A 15,982-nucleotide genomic window follows, 5' to 3' on the forward strand; every position below is an offset into this window, starting at 1 on the left:
AGCGTCTGTTAGCGTCCTGCTCTTTCGTAAGACCTGTGTAAAAGCTGGATAATTTCTCAGGCCACCGTCCACTACAGCTGGTTTGTAGGCCGGAATCCTGGTTACTATTCCATTAACAACCCCCCATCGATCTCCCGGGATATTGCAGATAGCTTCAACGCCACTAACCCTGTCCCTGAGCGGTTGCCCCGGACGGATATCCATAGCGAACGCAGCTGATTCTTTTATCTGTTTGCCGCCATATCCGGTTTTGAAAGCACTGTAATCCAATGTATCAAACATGGTTCCCGCCTTAAGTCATAAACAAAATAGATATCTTGCCTGCTGCCGCACGAACCTTGCCCAGGTTTGTTGTCTCTTTGCCTGCCCATGGCTGTGGGCCGCTTTGCATCGGTATCCATTCGGTTGGGTTGGTGTCGGTTCCCGGAAAATAGTGGTATTCTCCAGGTGGCAAAAAGTTCCCGTAGTTTGCCGAGTCCATCGTGTGGACAACGACCATTACTGCCTTGCATTCAACCCCTTCCGGAACAATCACATCTTTCCAAGATCCATCGCCGTTCAGGGTCAGTAATTTGCGTTCTGTGCTTGAGTGGATGGGCTTGTTGTTTCCATCCACTGGAAATTCCTTGTACTTGTTCTCGTTTGCCATTTATCCCTCCATTATTTGGGGTTTGCGCCGATTCTTTACAAATTTCGACACATGGTTTATTGTTATTAATAATGAGGCGTGACGCCGGGACTAAGGGGGTTGTTTATGGCCCTGCGGATATCTGCACCGCAGGGGCGACGGGCAATTAGCCCCAAGATCCGGAAAGGCAGAGGTCACGCCTTTTTCTTTTTATAAAGCAGCAAGCCTCGTCTGTACCCCAAAGGCCCATCGAGTAGGTTTTCCATATCCACCGGGTGTTCCTGGCTGTCCTGAACATCGTAAATACTGACTCCTGTCCATACTCCTTTGTCGAAATCCAGAACCGCGAACCCTGACACGTTTTCATTTTGGCCCCGCCAGAACTTGAATTGCCTGCGTCTCAGCAGTATCTTTCCGCTGTCATCTTTCATAGGTGTGAGCCATACTTCATCAGGGCTTGATGCCGTGTCGTGGAAAAGAGGGATGTACTGCCCTCGGTCTCCTTTTGTTATTTTCACCCTTCCGCCTTTGCCCTGAATGATTCTCTCGCTGATTATTACAGATTCACCATCTGGTGCGGTCAGTATGGCTTCTTCACCCTTGGTAATCCCGAAAGCCGTTTGAAATTCATTCCTGTAAAACTGTTCAACTTGTGAATTGGTCAGACCTTCGGCTTTTAATGATGATATATCAGGTAGCAGCTCCGGCAATTCAGGAAGCCCTGCCATGTTTCGTACTGCCGGGAGCCTGTAATCAGCATGTCCGCGCAGATCTGGCATGGTGTGGAGCATATTCCTTGAGCTTGTCATGGAATTGTCTACAATCCCGCCCCACGCTGATCTTCCGGGATTATATGAGAACCCAGGATCAGGAATAAGCTGGAATGCTGGCATGACATTGCCTGTTCTGTGGTCTCTGGTTTCCACAAGCGTGTTTGTGGGGTCTCCTTCTTCGACATTCAGGCCCATGCGCCTGACCTGGGATTCGGAAAGAGAAGTAACAGAGCATCTGCACCTGAAGCCGTTCAGCGGATACCATGTGTCCCATACAGGGTTGTCGTATCTGTAAACCTTACCGTCCATTGCCCTGTGTGCCGGTCTTGTTCTTGAATCGTTTACCGCGTCATACATCCAGTATGGCCTGTCATCCGCCACTTCCATCATCTGCCTGTATCTGCCCACGTTGTAGGCTGTCTGGATGTTGGTTCTGAACAGGTTGTCGATTCGCCAGGCTCCGAGGCCCGTCCATCCACGGCGCTCGAATATTGAAGCGCACTCCCGTTTAAAATCATCAAAAGTTGTGCCGGTTTCAATGGCCCTTGAAATGGAGTTAAAGACAGTTTCAAGCTCCGCTCCCCTTGCAATGCCAGAAACTGCAAATGCCCTGATTTTTGCCTCTTCGGAAAGATTTCTGTAATCCGATGGAGACATCAGGATCTTGCTTTTCCAGAAGTCCACGGCTTCCTGCATTGCTAATGGTTCGAGGTTGAGCATTACATTTCCCCTTTTGCGGAAGATTCCTTTTGAACTGTCCAGCGTCCAAAAATACCGGCACTCAGCATTGCTCTTTCAAGGCTTCCTGCGAGGCCGTCTATGTCGAGATCCGGATAAAGCTCCAGAAGCTTCTGGATCGCGTCTTCATATGATGTTGACTCCATGATCGCGTTGAGGATCTTGTCCTCGTTTGATTTCATGGCGTCGGCCGCCTGCTGTATGGCTTTGTCAGCAAGGTTTTCTATGGATTGCTGGTTTGGAGTGAAATCCCCCTTGCCCCCTTTGGAAGTGGGAATGCTTGCGGGTTCTCCGTTTGCTTTCGGTTCGGCGTATTCTGCCTGCCTGGAGCCTGTTGTCGGGCTTCGCTTAGGCTCAGCACGACCTACGTCCGTCTGTATGAGTTCAAAATCATCATCATTAAGGCCGTACTGGCGCATATAATAGGTTTTGGTGAAATTTACGCCTGCGTCAAAAAGGCTTTTGTCACGTTCCGCAAAATCCTTTTTCGGGTCTTCTTCGTCCTGCCAGATCATGATTGGTGTTGGAACGCCGGGTGCGTTTATCTGTCCGTAAAGCCAGGCTATTTCCTCGAATACGGTCTTAACGAGCTTTTGATCAGCCTGTCTGTAATCGTCCAGGATATCCTTGTGTGTCTTGCTGGCAGCGTACGATCCTGATTTGCCCATTTCTGTTGTGAGGGTCTGGCCCTGGATAATCTTGGAAATTTCGGCATTCATTGTTTCCACAAGGGTTTTGTGGATGTCGGCTGATGCCTTTGATGCTGTCTCGAGTATTTTGACCGTGCCGCCTGAAGGGATTACTGCGCAGGCATCCTGAACCATCGAGAACAGTTTGTTCAGCATTTCATTCTGTTCGGAAAGGGGCGCACCTTGTCTGTATTCTCCTATCAGGTAGGGCATTCCGTATTTTTCAGCCAAGACGGACCAGAATTTCAGCCCGCCTTTTTTAAGGGTTACTGGCCAGAAACAGCGGGAAAGAAGCCTTAAGCCGTATGGATTGTCGTATGTCGGATAGTGCCGGGCAAATACGAACTTGCCGAAGGGGATTTCTTCTCCCATCCACTGATTATATATGGACTTGAATCTTGGATTGTTTTCGTCATCAAAGCCGAACCAGCGGGCAGGAAGGCATTTGAGGTTTGTGATTCTTAATCCCCCTGCCCCCCTTTGAAAGGGGGAATTGCCAGTGTCCCATATGATTTCTATGGGCGTCATGCCGTAAAGCGGAGCGTCAAGGATTCCTGAAATGAGTATATCAAGATCGATGCGTTCAAGATCCGCCTTGAAATCAGAGAGCAGCTTTTCAGCCTGTGGGCCTGGCTTTTCGCCTTCGACGCGGCCAGGCTCGAATTTGAATTCCCTGCTTATGGTTTTGGCTTTTCTGGACTGTATGACGCTGATCAGATGGCCGTCCGCAGTCAGGGATTCAAGGATTTCGTCTCCTGTTTCAAGTTTTCTGAGCACAGGATCCGGATCAGGAAGAAGTCCGAGCGATCCTGACCAGTCCCAGGCATGAGGGCGCGAGGCTATTTCTTCGGATAGGCGACTCCGGTCTATCTTTTCAGCCTCTGAAAAAGCGGTTATCTTGCCGGATTGGTTTTTTCTGAAACGGTCGAAAAGCTTCATTCTTGTCCTGCTCCTGTTTCGCCTGACTGTTTTGGTGGTTCGATCATTCGAAATAAATCGACGCAAAGGTGTTTAGAAGGTGTTTAAAAACTATTTACTGGCCCTTGCTGATATATGTGGCCGTGTTTTGTTTTTTAAAGGCGTTTGCGCGCCTCTGGGGCGGTCTTGCAAATATTTGCCAAAATGGTGCGTGGAAGGACGCCACACACCCTACATTCTGTCCAGATAGCGGGAGGTTTCCCTCTTCATTCCTGAAATTATATTGTCGTCGAATCCGGAACATATTCTTGCGGCATGGTTTGCCATTACAAGTGCTATACCTGCGTCTCCGTGGCGTTTTTTGCCATCCTTGTCACTGGTTCGCTGATCCGGTATTCTTGCAACACCCCGCACAACCTTGAACGCTCTCAGGTCTGACTGAATGTCCCTGTCTGCTGGCATGTCGTATATTGTTCCGTCTTCAAGCGCCGCTTTCAGGGGAGGCATATTTTCGAGATACCATTTTTCTGAAAGCATGGTCTGGATGACGCGGGAGAATCCGTATCTCTGGGCAGCGACTTCTGCCAGATACTGGCCGTTGCCCCTTGCGTCCATTGCGCCGCCTGCAAAACCCTTCAGTTTGTCCAGAAAATAAAAGAGGATCTGCTCCTGCTGACGGAAAGGCATGTTTCTTATTTCAAGGACAAAAGGCGTTTTAAGCCTGAAATCCTGCATTTTTATTAGAGGCCAGATAACTGTAAGGTCGCTGGATCTGGCAAAGTCGGCCCCGAAAAACACCTGGGGATGATCTGATATGGCCCTGACATGATGCTGGAGTTCTTCCTCGCACCATGATCTTATATCAAAGGCTCTGGCTTCATCGGGCAGCCTGCCGAATTCTTCGTCCCTTGAAATCCTTATCACCGGAGTTGAAGCGTTCACCCTTGCTTCAATTAGGCCTATGGGCAGATATGTTCCGCCGCTTCTGCTTGGCACACAGAAAAGTTCTTCCTCGGCAGCCTCTCCATAGGAATCTATAAGGTTCTGTCGCCATAACGCTTCGGCTTCAGGAGTCCATTCCTTTCCAAGCTTGAGGCATATTCTCTGGTACAGACCTTCTTCAAGGGCATCGTCAAGGGTGACTCTGTGAAGGCTGTATGGTTTTTTGCCTTCTCTTACTTCTTTGATTAATTCGTTGAACTCGTTATCCACGCCATTGTGTGTGGATATGATGCGAACCTTGCCGCCCCACATCAGGAGAGCCATTGCCGCTTTCAGAAGCTCGCCAAGCTGGTCATGGAAAGCCGCTTCATCAATTATAACCCGGCCCTGCTTTCCGCGAAGGTTGGCGGGTCTGGATGAAAGAGCCGTGATGCGCCAGCCTGAATCAAAACGGATCACAAAGGAAAGTATGGACTTGCTTTCATCGCCGTCTTTGAAAACTTCCTCAGTTTCTTCAATTTCACCGGCAGCGAGATTGTAGAGCTTTGCCCACCATGCGCAGTACAGAATGAATTCATAGGCCATGTCTTTGTTGTAGCCTATGTACCAGGCATTCATGCCTGACTTGCTTGATGCCTCAAGTGTTGATATTCCAGCCTCAGACCATGAAACGCCTGTTCGTCTCGACTTTTCGATAATGGCAACCTCAGACTTGTCTTCAGCCCATTTTTTCTGATATCGAAGCAATGTCTCGACGTTTTCTGTCATGACGCAATTCCTAATATCTGGCGTTTGATCTGCTCTACGGTCTCATCGCTGAGGCCGCCTTTTCTGGCTGTCTGCACAACACTTGCGGCGGTTTCTTCTGTCTTTTTTCTTACCTCTGCCGCGTATTTCTTCTGGGTGACTGAAGCGCGTCCAAGTTCGGCCACGGCTTTTGCGAGGCTGTCAAGTTTGATTGGCTTTTCAGAGTCTGGCTCGAAATCCATCAAAACGGTGAAAATCTTCTCCTGAACCAGCCTCATCAGAGCCTCTGACATGGCCCCTTCATCATCAGATGTGTTTTCTACGATTGCCTTTGCCTGTTCTGTTGCCATCTTCACGACAGAGAGTCTTTTTTCAAAGTTCTGCCCGTATCTGTGAATGGCTGATTTACTGATCTGGAAACCGCGTTCGCGGAGTTCTTCTTCAAGCTGTTTGTACCCGCTGAAGTTGCTGTCTACCAGGGTGATATCCAGCCATTCCTTGATTTCCTTTGGCAACTTTTCAACACCGCTTGGACTTGGCATCAGGCTCCGCTCCAGTATTTTTTAGGTCTTGCGATTCCCGGCTCACAGTCGATTGTGTATTCAGCCAGATCGACTCCGAGACGGTTAAGCTCTGCAAACCATCTTCCTGAAGGCTCCCTGATCAGATCCACGAGCTTGCGGTCTGCCAGGTAGTCAAGTTCTTTTCTGACCTCCATAGTTGTGGCGTCCGGATATATTCCCTGTATTGTCGATAAAACGACTTCCTCGTACGCGCCTATTGGTCTGGCGTTATTGAGGGTGAGAATGATATACCAGCGTATCTGTTCACGTCTTGTCTTTGCCTGATCTAACACTCGCGTAATCCTTTCAGCTGGAGGTTTTCTATTTTAAGGGCCAGAGCGTCGAGCTTGGCTTCTATGATTGTCTGGTTGCGCATCCAGTCTTCCCTGCGGACATATTCAAGGGGAAGATCCCTCTGGAATCTCAGGAACTCTTTTTCAAGTTCCTGTAATCCTTTCGCGTCTTCCTTGTGCTGCTCCATCAGGGCCGTGAATTTGTCTTCAAGGTTTTTGGTGGCCTGAACCCTGATAGTTTCAAAAGCCGCGAACTTTTCATCCAGGCGCTTGTTTGACTGTGCCAGCAGTATTTTCCCGACTGCTGCGGAAAACCCGAAAAAGGAAATCAGAAGCCCTGCGAGAAATAATATCAGCTGCCATGTTTCGATTGCTACTGGTGGCATTGTCTATCCTTCCGTTACTACGCCGATCAGTCCGGCGATGCTGATTCCGACCATTATTACGGCCTCGCTCTGGTCAGGGGTTATCTTTGCTCCAAGCGCCGTGGCTATCAGTACAAGGCCACGCCATGTTGAAGGTTCCTTGAGTCTGTCGATTATGTATTGTTTTGTTTTCATAAATCCCCCTGCCCCCTTTGAAAGGGGGAATATTGTCGGAATTACTTCATTGCCGCTTTTACCTTATCCACATAGTCCTGGTTCTGGAGCCGTCCGTTGTTATAAACAGGGCTTCCCGCATTGTATGATGCGATTACGGCATCAAGCCCCAGAGACTCGTATCTTTTCATCTGTCGCTTCAAATAACGGCATCCCCATTCAAGGCCTGTTTCAGGATCGACAAGTATAGTGATCCATCCTTTAAGCCCCAGATCCCTTGCTGTCGCGCCCATGACCTGCATCATCCCGAAGCTTGTCTTCTGGAGATTGATTTCTGTGGCAAGGCTGCAATTGGCTGGCTTGTCCGATTTCTGCACAATATACCTGAAAGACGGTTCGTGCCTTGCCGCCAAAGGGTTAAACCCGCTTTCCACTTCGCAGATAGCGATAACAAGGGCCGGTTCAAGCTCGTGTTTTGCAGCTGCCAGCTTTGCCATTTCCAGTAGATGATTCCCGAAATCCATCGTCGCCTCCATATGTCCCGGCCCCTTCCGTCCGGAGCCTCATTGTAATTTCAAGATCTGAATAACCTGAATATCCATCAGACATCATGGCGAATACCGTCACCATTACAGCGGTTTTAAATTCGGGTTAAACAAGGGGGTAACAAGCTGAAAAGGAGGATGAATGGATCAGAAATTGATGGAAATCTTCAGTGCCGGGACTCACACGGACAAGAACGGCAAATCCAGAGAATGGACAGATGCCGACCTTGCGAACATGGCCGAAAAATACAATGCCCAGAAAGACCATGAAGCTCCGCTTGTGATTGGGCATCCAGCTGAAAACGCTCCTGCCTGGGGATGGGTTGAAAGCCTGAAGGCAGAGGGAAGCCGACTCTTCGCTAAATGCAGGCAGGTTGCCCCGGAATTTGCTGAAATGGTGAACTCCGGGATGTTCAAGAAAAGATCGATCTCGCTATACCCCGACATGCTTCTAAGGCACGTCGGTTTTCTGGGGGCGCAGCCTCCTGCTGTGAAAGGGCTTAAGGACTTTGCCTTTTCAGGCTCGGAAGAGTGCCCTGAATACGAATTTCAGGAGACGAATATGAGTGTAGAAGCATTGGAAAAAAAGCTCGCTGAGTCAGAAGCGGCAAGGCTGGAGGCCGAAAAAACGACGAACGCCGTCAAGGCTGAGCTTGCCAGACAGAACGCCGAATTCAGCGAAAACCAGAAAAAGACCAGGCGCAAGGAAATCGATGAGCTTATTTCTGCTGGTATTAAAGCCGGGAAGATCCTGCCTGCTTGGGAAAAGCAGGGACTGGCCGAGTTCATGGCCGCACTTGATGAAAACGAGGCAACATACGAGTTTTCAGAAGGTAAAAAAGTGTCGCCTGGTGTCTGGTTCCGTGAGTTCATCGAGGGCTTTTCTGCTCACCCTCTTTTCAAGACAATGGCGAAGCCGGAAGAAAAGGCTGATGCGGACAAACAGGAATATTCCGAAGATATGAAGCTGGCCGATGAGATAGCGGCCAGGGTTACAGGAGGTAAATAATGCCGTTAGTAACGTATACCCAGGATGAAAAGGCTTTTGTCGCCAAGGATAACCCTGTCCGAATCAAGAAGACCATAGCTTCGGGCGCTGATCTTGTCCAGGGAACAATCCTTGGCCGTGTTACAGCATCGGGTAAACTCAAGGCTTATGCGTCGGGAAGCTCGGACGGCTCACAGGTTCCGGTCGCCGTGCTTCTGGAAGTTGCGGCTGCTGCGTCTGCTGATGTTGATGCAGTTGTTGGTTTTGCCGGAGTCTATGTGGAAAGAAATATGACAGGGCTTGATGCTGCCGCAAAGTTGGCGCTGGAGCCTAAGGGTATTTACTTCGTTTAAACTGTAGGGTGCGTGCCGCTTTTGCACGCACCGTTCATTGAGCAATGGTGCGTGGAAGGACGCCACGCACCCTACATCAGGGGGATCAAATGGACAACATTTTCAAAACGCGGGTTATTTCCGCATCCGTCAATAAAATCAAACCTGTCAAGACTACTGTCCTGGACAAGGTTTTCGGTAAAAAAAAGCAGGAGCTGTCCGACAGGTTCGCGTTTGACATAAAGTCAAGCTCCGAAAGAATTCTTAAAAATATCAAGGTGACCGAGTCTGCCCAGGTCACTGACAAGGCAGGCCGCAAAACCGTGACATGCGAGGCTCCGAGGTTTGCTGAAAAGCGGTTGATATCGGCGGCCGACCTCAACGCAATGCGGGGTTTTGGTGATGCGTCCGCTCCTGAGCTTCTAAAAAGTCGCATAGCTGACGAACAGATGGACATGAGGACATCTGTGGACAGAACACGCGAGTTCATGGCTGTCAAGGCGCTTACAGGTCAGGTTGTCGATGAGTCAGGCGCTGTTATCGTCGATTACGGGTTTGTGTCTGCCCAGAAACCGGTTCTGACATCTACCGCAAAATGGGATGACGCTGGCGATCCAATGAAGAACATCAGGGCATGGAAGAAGGTTATATCTGATGAGGTCACGGTTGACAGGTTTTATGCGTTTTGCGGGTCTAAAGCAATGGATGCGCTTCTTGGTAACCCTAAAGCCCTCGAATTTCTGAAATATACAATCGGGAACCAGCTTGCCAACGAAGGCCGAATCACCAATTTCGGAGGACTTGAGATTGAGGAGTATTTTGGCACTTACAAGGACGCTTCGGGAAACAGGCAGCCGCTCATACCGGAAGGCGCTTTTATTATCGTTGGCGTAGGCGCGGACATAGCAGCAGAGCTTTTTGCTCCTGTGGTGGATCTTGAGGCTGGTGGCGGAGTTGGTTCCGGCAACATCGCGGACATGTTTTTTTCCAAGGCCTGGGACGAGAAAGACCCTTCAGGCAAATGGATAAAGGTGGAAGCAAGACCGCTTCCTGTTCTCTTTCAGCCGGGTGCTGTTGTTTACGCGACGGTTGTTTAGTCCGTGGGGTGCTCAGGCCGCAGTGCCTGCGCACCAGACAAGAATGGTGCGCAAACCTTCCGGTTTGAGCACCCTACAAAAAAACGGTGAACCATGCCTTACTGCACAACAGAAGATCTGAAAAAACTGACCGACGAAAGAACTCTGCTCAGGTGGTGTGATGACTCCGGAGCAGCTGCCGGGCTGGAAGATGTGGCAGTCGCATCCATTATAGTTGAAGCGGTCGAACAGGCAGACAGCGAGATAGATGTATATCTGGCAGGTAGATATAAAACTCCGCTTGAGCCTGTGCCGAGGATGGTTACTGCGTTGTCTGCCCGGATTACCGTCTACTACCTGTCTATGAGGCGGTCTACCGAAAAAGTACCTGAAAAGTGGGAGAATCTCTACAAAAGAGCGGTTGAAATGCTCTCTCAGATTTCCAAAGGGGTTGTGCGGGTAGGCGCTGTGGAGCTTGAGGCAAGGGAAACGGAACAGGAATCAGGAAGCATGGTCGTAGCAGCCAGACCCCAGATTTTCACAGGCAGTTTTCTGGACAGGATGTAGGTCTAATTTGAGCGCCCTTTGCTCGTAATCCGATGGGATGGGGATATGTCAGTCAACATAAACATCAGTCTTGAAGGCAAGGACAAAATACAGACCATGCTGGCCGAACTGGAAAGAAAGGCCGGTGATCTGACTCCTGCCATGAAATCCATAGGCGAGCATGTGGTGTCTGTGGCGAGGCTGAGTTTCAGGTTTGAAAAAACTCCTACAGGGCTGCCCTGGCCAAAAAGTGACAGAGCTTTGAAGGAAGGCGGACAGACCTTGTCCGACAAAGGCAGGCTCAAGAACAGTATTACCAGTCAGGTTTCCGGTAACTCGGTAATTGTCGGCACAAATGTGAAATACGCGGCGATCCATCAGTTCGGGTTTAATGGACGGATCAGTATAAAGGCTCATCAGCGTAAAGTGACCCAGGCTTTTGGCAAAAAGTTGAAATTTCCTGTTTGGGCATCAATTAGGGCGCATCAGGCCAGAATGTTTATGGTGGATCGCCAATTCCTGCCAACGAGCCTGGAAGAGGTCGGCGTTTCTGATGTTGAAGAAATCATTATCCATCACCTGACAAAAGGAAACAGCTAATGCACGAATTCCAGATCATAGAAGACAAGGTGCTTGAAGCTCTTGCGCCTCTTAAGGCTTCGGGTGTCAGGAATCTTGATGCTTACGGCGGCCAGCTCGATACAGAAGGAGATCTGGCCGACATGGTTGCAAGGCTCGATCTGTTTCCATGTGTCTATGTTGTGGCGTCGGCGCTTTCTTCCGAAAGCAGGAACCTGTCTGATGAAATAGCCGCTTCTGTCGCCCTGGTTGTAGCGGATCAGAATTCACGGGGCGCGGAGTTTGCCATGCGCGGCGATACAAGATCACCCGGAGTTTATAGCCTGCTTGAGCAGGTTAAGGAAAGTCTGCACAGAAAAAATGTGATCCCAGGGTGGAAGCCACTTGAAAGAGAACGGGAATACCCCGTGATTTATAAACCTGCGCAAGGGCTGTGTGTTTACATGGCCGTTTACAGGGCGATTAAAAGAACTTGAAAGAGGTGAAAATGAAGACAGTCGCTAAATGGGGCTTGAATGTTCTCATAGCCCTGGATCAGCTTGGCAATACAATCGGCGGAGGCGATCCGGACGAGACCATTTCAAGCAGGATCGGGAAGATAAAGAAAGCAAACGGCGGAAAGATTCCGTGGAGTTCTCCGGTGGCTAAAATCATAGATGCCGGGCTTGAGAAGATAGATCCGGGACATTCGATAAGGTGTATCGAGGCGGATGAAGGCAAAGAAGCGATAAACACATAAGGGAGGCTGTATATGTATCTTAGCGGACAGGGGAAAGTTTACCTCGCCACAAGAAACGCCCAGGGAGTCCCTGGAGCAATGGTTTTTCTTGGTAATACTCCGAATCTGGAGCTTAACCTTGAAATCGACAACATGGAGCACATCGAGTCCTATACCGGTAACAGGGCTAGGGACGCACGAATCATAAAGACCAAAAAAGGCACTGTTTCGATGTCCATGGAGGACTTTAATCTCGATAACCTTGCGCTTGCCCTTTATGGCAAACAGGTGACTGTTGCTGGCTCAAGCGTTGTTGACGAGGTTCTTCCAAATACGATGGTTGTGGGTTCAAGATATCTGCTTGCAAACCAGAAGGTTTCGTCTCTTGTGATCAAGGACAGCTCGGCAACTCCAAAAACACTTACATCGGGTACCAACTACAGCGCCTCGGCTGATGATCTGGTTTATGGGGCCTTTACTGTTTTGGATCTGACGACTCCGGTGGGAATAGTCCAACCATTGAAGGCAAGTTATTCCTATGGCGCACGAACAGATATGGCCCTGTTCACCGAGCAGATACCGGAAAGATATCTGAGGTTCGAAGGCATCAATACCGTGGACAGCAGCAAGGTGATGCTGGAGCTTTACAAGCTCAGTTTTGATCCTGCGGGCCTTTCCATGATCAATGATGACTGGAATAAGCAGGATCTGAAAGCCGAACTATTGGTTGATACCACAAAACCAACCAGCAACGCTCTCGGGCAGTTCGGCAAAATCGTTTTGCTTTAATTGAGGTAGGGTGTGTGCCGCTTTTGCACGCACCGTTTTAAAAATCCCCCTGCCCCTTTTGAAAAGGGGGAATCAGAGAGCCAAACATATAAAGGAGATTTGAATACATGAGAGACCTTACAGCGCCTAAAAATACAATCGAAATCCAGGACGGTTCTTCCGGCGATGTTCATGAAATGTATTACCGCAGACCAATAGCCTCTGAAATGGCTGGCTATCAGGCTGCACTTTTTGAGCGCAAGGGCAAGAAGGTTTTGAACCGCGTATATCAAACCAGAATTGAATACGGCACTAAAATTCTTACAGGATTCAAGCCCGGAACCTTTGGCTATGAAGGCCAGGCAATCAGCGCGGATAAGGCTGACAAGGGTTATCGTGAAGACTGGCAGAGGATTTTAAGGGAGCTTGCGCCTGATGTTGTTGCAGCAGTGGCCCAGCAGGTTTTTGAAGGCACAGGAGTTGCCAGGGGCGCGGATGATATCGAGTTCGTGACCGAAGGTGATGATACCAGCCCTTTGTCAGCAGCATAGAGGATCTTGAGCATGAAATTACCCTCATGCTCGAAGGATGCGGCGAAAAGCGCAAAGAGAGAAATTGCAGGCCAGGGTCAAATTGTGATGAGTGCCATTACAGACCGGCGACGCATGAATATGTTCTGCATCTCTTTAAGCTGCATCTTTTGGGACTTGGGGGATTTCCTTTCCGGGCCAATGATCTGAGTATGCAGATATGGGAAGACCTCGGCAGGTTGAGGCAGGCAATAAACGCAAAGATGAGAGTATTTTAAAACAGGGTTGAATTATGGCGGAAAACAGGGTCTCGATAATAATAAGCGCGAAGAACATGGCTTCAGATGCTTTGAATCAGGTGAAAACCGGATTTGATAATCTTGGTGAGTCTTCAAAGACATATCAGCGCACCCTGTCAGAAGTCAACGGCACCATGTCTTCCGCCATGTCAACGGCCATGCGTTTTGCGGGAATAATTGCCGGTGGCCTGACTTTTAATAGCGCCATTCAGTCCGCCTACAGCTACAACCGCACGCTTGAAGATACCCAGATTGGTCTTGCCTCACTTGCTTACGCGACCATGCAGTTTTCTGACGCGCAAGGAAGAGTGCTGACAGGCCAGGCAGCGTTTAACGAATCTTTACAATTCAGCTCCCAGTTTCAGGAAAAACTAAGAATTGCCGGACTTCAGACAGCCGCGACATTCGAACAGCTTTCAAACACCGTTACCCAGGCATGGACTCCTGCGGTCAGGGCCGGATTCAATCCTGACCAGATAATCAGTTTTACGAGCGCCACGACCCAGGCAGCGACGGCAATGGGAATAAACCTCAATCAGATGGGCGAGGAAATACGCTCTGTTCTGACAGGAACCATGACCAGCATGAACACAAGGCTCATGCCGCTTATGCAGAGCGTGGGCCTGACAAATGAAAAGCTGAAGGAACTGGCCAAAACAGGAGAGCTTTATCCGGCTGTCATGAAAGCATTTGAAGGCGCGACGCTTGCTGCTGAAAAAGCGAATGTCAGTCTCGGCGTGTCTTTTTCAAACCTTCAGGACGCAGGCCAGTCGATTCTTGGAATTGGTCTGAAACCATTTTTTGATCAGCTTGGGATATCTGCCAGGGATCTGACCTCGCACATTTTTACCGTAAAAGATGGCACCATAATCTGGAACAAATCCCTGATGGAGCTTGCCTCTTCCATAGGAAAGGCAATGGGAGAGGCGGTCAAGTGGACTTATGATCATGTTTCCGCGGTTATAAAATGGAATGACGAACATCGGGAGCTTTTGAAAATATCAGGCATGGTCGTGGCTGTGCTTGGCTCGGTGCTGCTGGCTTTCAAAAGTCTGATGTTCATCAGTTCGATTTCCGCTCTTTTGAATGAATTTACCGCGTCTGTCTCCATTGCCAACGCCTCTCTTTTCAGCCTGACAACAGCAATCGGAGCCGTGGCAGCCGCCTTCATAGGCTGGCAGCTCGGCAGGCATATTGGAGAAATGGAACTGTTTGGCCAGACAGTGGATACCTGGACTCAGCTTCTGTACGCAAGCATAGACAGTCTTCTTTCTGACCTTGGATTCAAGCTGGCCGACACCTTCTGGTACAAGCCCAAGGAGTATTTCGGGAAATTCATAGGAGAGTTCGTACTCTGGAACGAGCAGCTGAAGCAGAGCATAGAATCAATTCCCCTTGTGGGAGAAGCCGCAGGAAGCGCGCTCGAGGCCATTGGCTGGGATAAACAGGCCGAAGCTTTAAGAAACTACGGGCAGTCTGTGGAGGATAATGCCAGAAAATCCAGATATGCCCATCAGGAGAGCGTCGAGCAGGATCAGCAACGAATAAGCATGACCAGGCAGGCCATCCTTGATGAGGACAAAAAAGGCACTGCTGCCGAGACTGCGTCCGCAAGGGCTGTAAATGCCAAAATCAAGGAAATTGAGGGTGAACAGAAAAAAGCCTCTGAAATCAAGAAGATCCAGCAGGATCAGGAAAAGCTTCATGAGAGGCTCTGGAAAGGTCAGACCGCTCTGATTGAGGATGAAACCGACAAGCAGCTTGAGAAGATTGAAAAAGAATACTCTGACATGAAAAAGCTGGCACACGGCAATGCCAAAGACCTGAAGTCGATTGACGAATGGTATGCCAGAGAAAAGGCTCAGATAGTTCAGAAAGCGGCAGAAAAAATAAAAACAGAAGAAGGAAAGAGGCTTCAGGCCATTGCGGACAAACACAGGGAATACCGCCAGATCATTGAAAAGAATGAGAGCCAGAGCCTTGCTAACCGTCTGGCAGCTAACCAGAAATGGTACGCGGACGAACTCCGGGAACTTGATGCGTGGGCCGAAAAGCACAAGGTTAAAGGACGTGCGCTTGAATCCCTTAAGGATGAGCTTGCCCAGGCCAGGGCAACCAAAGAAGCCGAAATAAGGCATGATGCCGCGGAAAAAGAAGAAAAGGCGCTTCAGGAAAAAGTCAAGGCCTGGGACAAGGCATATGAACAGATCCAGGAAACCCTGACCGGCTTTCTTGAAAACGGCAAGCTCGATCTGGACAGCTTCGCAAAAGCCTTCAAGAATATGGTGGCAAATCTGGTTTCAAACTGGATGGTCAACATGGCGAGAATGTCTCTGCCAGCATGGATTGGCGGAACTGCAGGGCTTTCTTCTACACCGGCAATTGCCGGAGGAACGCCGGGATCACCGGCAACACCTGGTGCAGGTTCTTCAGGCGATGGTTCTCTTTTAACCGGTCTTACAAACATTACCGAAAAATTTGGTGAGTTCCTGTCAGGCGGTTGGGCAAGAAGCCTTGGCGAGTACCTCACAGAGAACGGCGCTACGACTGTAGGTGGCTGGCTTAAAGAATCAGGAACGTCAGGTATTCTGTCAGGAGGCACAGGCGCGGCAATAACAGCAGGTGTCAGTTCCGCCGTTATTAAAGGAGTCACAACAGGCGACTGGATGAAAGCCGCTGTCCAGGGAGGTGCGGCTGCCATCGGTGCTGGTATCGGTTATTATTTGGGCGGCCCGGCCGGAGCTTCGATAGGCACGACTTTAGGAAATATA

Annotated in this window: 20 protein-coding genes; 10 read left to right on the plus strand and 10 right to left on the minus strand. The window is 49.5% G+C overall.

Annotation, left to right across the window (positions count from 1 at the left end):
- The 10 genes from K245_RS25315 to K245_RS0118395 form a co-directional block, all read right to left on the minus strand.
- Positions 1–282: hypothetical protein (locus K245_RS25315; protein WP_035277572.1), on the minus strand; the 282-nt coding region annotated here is incomplete at its 3' end.
- A 10-nt stretch (positions 283–292) separates the two neighbouring features.
- Positions 293–649 (minus strand): hypothetical protein, encoded by a 357-nt coding sequence (locus K245_RS0118355; RefSeq protein ID WP_027360382.1) that lies wholly within the window; start codon positions 647–649, stop codon positions 293–295.
- A 173-nt stretch (positions 650–822) separates the two neighbouring features.
- On the minus strand, positions 823–2,121 hold the full coding sequence (locus tag K245_RS26950; protein WP_051284373.1) for a phage minor head protein: 1,299 nt from the start codon (positions 2,119–2,121) through the stop codon (positions 823–825).
- Positions 2,121–3,767 carry a DUF935 domain-containing protein gene (locus tag K245_RS25325; RefSeq protein ID WP_051284375.1) on the minus strand — a complete coding sequence of 549 codons (1,647 nt, stop codon included), beginning with the start codon at positions 3,765–3,767 and terminating at the stop codon, positions 2,121–2,123. The genes K245_RS26950 and K245_RS25325 overlap by 1 nt, the downstream gene beginning before the upstream one ends.
- A gap of 210 nt (positions 3,768–3,977) precedes the next feature.
- Positions 3,978–5,456, minus strand: a complete 1,479-nt coding sequence (locus tag K245_RS25330; RefSeq protein ID WP_051284377.1) for a terminase large subunit domain-containing protein — start codon at positions 5,454–5,456, stop codon at positions 3,978–3,980.
- Positions 5,453–5,977 carry a DUF3486 family protein gene (locus tag K245_RS0118375; protein ID WP_027360383.1) on the minus strand — a complete coding sequence of 175 codons (525 nt, stop codon included), beginning with the start codon at positions 5,975–5,977 and terminating at the stop codon, positions 5,453–5,455. The genes K245_RS25330 and K245_RS0118375 overlap by 4 nt, the downstream gene beginning before the upstream one ends.
- Positions 5,977–6,291 (minus strand): hypothetical protein, encoded by a 315-nt coding sequence (locus K245_RS0118380; protein ID WP_027360384.1) that lies wholly within the window; start codon positions 6,289–6,291, stop codon positions 5,977–5,979. Before K245_RS0118380 ends, K245_RS0118375 begins: the two co-directional genes overlap by 1 nt.
- Positions 6,285–6,677, minus strand: coding sequence for a hypothetical protein (locus K245_RS0118385; RefSeq protein ID WP_035277574.1), 393 nt, complete (start codon positions 6,675–6,677; stop codon positions 6,285–6,287). The genes K245_RS0118380 and K245_RS0118385 overlap by 7 nt, the downstream gene beginning before the upstream one ends.
- Before the next feature lie 3 nt (positions 6,678–6,680).
- Positions 6,681–6,851 (minus strand): hypothetical protein, encoded by a 171-nt coding sequence (locus K245_RS28115; RefSeq protein WP_198013930.1) that lies wholly within the window; start codon positions 6,849–6,851, stop codon positions 6,681–6,683.
- 41 nt (positions 6,852–6,892) lie between these two features.
- Positions 6,893–7,354 carry a lytic transglycosylase domain-containing protein gene (locus tag K245_RS0118395; RefSeq protein ID WP_027360386.1) on the minus strand — a complete coding sequence of 154 codons (462 nt, stop codon included), beginning with the start codon at positions 7,352–7,354 and terminating at the stop codon, positions 6,893–6,895.
- Between the two features lie 163 nt (positions 7,355–7,517).
- Between K245_RS0118395 and K245_RS26955 the strand changes: the two genes are divergently transcribed.
- The 10 genes from K245_RS26955 to K245_RS0118450 all read left to right on the plus strand — a co-directional run.
- Positions 7,518–8,384 carry a hypothetical protein gene (locus K245_RS26955; RefSeq protein WP_051284379.1) on the plus strand — a complete coding sequence of 289 codons (867 nt, stop codon included), beginning with the start codon at positions 7,518–7,520 and terminating at the stop codon, positions 8,382–8,384.
- A complete protein-coding gene (locus tag K245_RS25340) occupies positions 8,384–8,716 on the plus strand; it encodes a head decoration protein (RefSeq protein ID WP_051284381.1) in 333 nt (110 codons plus the stop codon). The genes K245_RS26955 and K245_RS25340 overlap by 1 nt, the downstream gene beginning before the upstream one ends.
- An 89-nt stretch (positions 8,717–8,805) precedes the next feature.
- Entirely contained in the window at positions 8,806–9,792 is a 987-nt protein-coding gene (locus K245_RS0118410; protein WP_027360387.1) for a major capsid protein, read from the plus strand.
- Positions 9,793–9,885: 93 nt separating this feature from the next.
- Positions 9,886–10,338 carry a gp436 family protein gene (locus K245_RS26960; RefSeq protein ID WP_051284383.1) on the plus strand — a complete coding sequence of 151 codons (453 nt, stop codon included), beginning with the start codon at positions 9,886–9,888 and terminating at the stop codon, positions 10,336–10,338.
- A gap of 45 nt (positions 10,339–10,383) precedes the next feature.
- Complete coding sequence (locus tag K245_RS26965) at positions 10,384–10,917, plus strand: phage virion morphogenesis protein (RefSeq protein ID WP_051284385.1); 534 nt, start codon at positions 10,384–10,386, stop codon at positions 10,915–10,917.
- The gene (locus tag K245_RS0118425) at positions 10,917–11,372 is read left to right on the plus strand and encodes a phage protein Gp37 (protein WP_027360388.1); all 456 of its coding nucleotides are present in this window, start codon (positions 10,917–10,919) and stop codon (positions 11,370–11,372) included. The genes K245_RS26965 and K245_RS0118425 overlap by 1 nt, the downstream gene beginning before the upstream one ends.
- An 11-nt stretch (positions 11,373–11,383) precedes the next feature.
- Positions 11,384–11,635: a hypothetical protein gene (locus tag K245_RS25355; RefSeq protein ID WP_035277578.1), complete on the plus strand. Its 252-nt coding sequence runs from the start codon at positions 11,384–11,386 to the stop codon at positions 11,633–11,635.
- 12 nt (positions 11,636–11,647) lie between these two features.
- Positions 11,648–12,403, plus strand: coding sequence for a phage tail tube protein (locus K245_RS0118435; protein WP_035277579.1), 756 nt, complete (start codon positions 11,648–11,650; stop codon positions 12,401–12,403).
- Positions 12,404–12,510: 107 nt separating this feature from the next.
- On the plus strand, positions 12,511–12,933 hold the full coding sequence (locus K245_RS0118440; RefSeq protein ID WP_027360390.1) for a hypothetical protein: 423 nt from the start codon (positions 12,511–12,513) through the stop codon (positions 12,931–12,933).
- 271 nt (positions 12,934–13,204) lie between these two features.
- Positions 13,205–15,982, plus strand: a 2,778-nt coding sequence (locus tag K245_RS0118450) for a hypothetical protein (protein ID WP_027360392.1), incomplete at its 3' end; no start/stop codon positions are given.

The sequence above is a fragment of the Desulforegula conservatrix Mb1Pa genome (assembly GCF_000426225.1).
GTDB lineage: Bacteria > Desulfobacterota > Desulfobacteria > Desulfobacterales > Desulforegulaceae > Desulforegula > Desulforegula conservatrix.

Bases quoted from the DNA above. Each gene is read 5' to 3' on its own strand.
- K245_RS0118425 (WP_027360388.1), top strand. From the start codon at position 10,917: ATGCACGAATTCCAGATCATAGAAGACAAGGTGCTTGAAGCTCTTGCG.
- K245_RS0118355 (WP_027360382.1), bottom strand. From the start codon at position 649: ATGGCAAACGAGAACAAGTACAAGGAATTTCCAGTGGATGGAAACAAC.
- K245_RS25355 (WP_035277578.1), top strand. From the start codon at position 11,384: ATGAAGACAGTCGCTAAATGGGGCTTGAATGTTCTCATAGCCCTGGAT.
- K245_RS0118440 (WP_027360390.1), top strand. From the start codon at position 12,511: ATGAGAGACCTTACAGCGCCTAAAAATACAATCGAAATCCAGGACGGT.
- K245_RS0118375 (WP_027360383.1), bottom strand. From the start codon at position 5,977: ATGCCAAGTCCAAGCGGTGTTGAAAAGTTGCCAAAGGAAATCAAGGAA.
- K245_RS26955 (WP_051284379.1), top strand. From the start codon at position 7,518: ATGGATCAGAAATTGATGGAAATCTTCAGTGCCGGGACTCACACGGAC.
- K245_RS0118395 (WP_027360386.1), bottom strand. From the start codon at position 7,354: ATGGATTTCGGGAATCATCTACTGGAAATGGCAAAGCTGGCAGCTGCA.
- K245_RS26960 (WP_051284383.1), top strand. From the start codon at position 9,886: ATGCCTTACTGCACAACAGAAGATCTGAAAAAACTGACCGACGAAAGA.
- K245_RS28115 (WP_198013930.1), bottom strand. From the start codon at position 6,851: ATGAAAACAAAACAATACATAATCGACAGACTCAAGGAACCTTCAACA.
- K245_RS25340 (WP_051284381.1), top strand. From the start codon at position 8,384: ATGCCGTTAGTAACGTATACCCAGGATGAAAAGGCTTTTGTCGCCAAG.
- K245_RS25330 (WP_051284377.1), bottom strand. From the start codon at position 5,456: ATGACAGAAAACGTCGAGACATTGCTTCGATATCAGAAAAAATGGGCT.
- K245_RS26965 (WP_051284385.1), top strand. From the start codon at position 10,384: ATGTCAGTCAACATAAACATCAGTCTTGAAGGCAAGGACAAAATACAG.
- K245_RS25325 (WP_051284375.1), bottom strand. From the start codon at position 3,767: ATGAAGCTTTTCGACCGTTTCAGAAAAAACCAATCCGGCAAGATAACC.
- K245_RS0118410 (WP_027360387.1), top strand. From the start codon at position 8,806: ATGGACAACATTTTCAAAACGCGGGTTATTTCCGCATCCGTCAATAAA.
- K245_RS0118385 (WP_035277574.1), bottom strand. From the start codon at position 6,677: ATGCCACCAGTAGCAATCGAAACATGGCAGCTGATATTATTTCTCGCA.
- K245_RS26950 (WP_051284373.1), bottom strand. From the start codon at position 2,121: ATGCTCAACCTCGAACCATTAGCAATGCAGGAAGCCGTGGACTTCTGG.
- K245_RS0118435 (WP_035277579.1), top strand. From the start codon at position 11,648: ATGTATCTTAGCGGACAGGGGAAAGTTTACCTCGCCACAAGAAACGCC.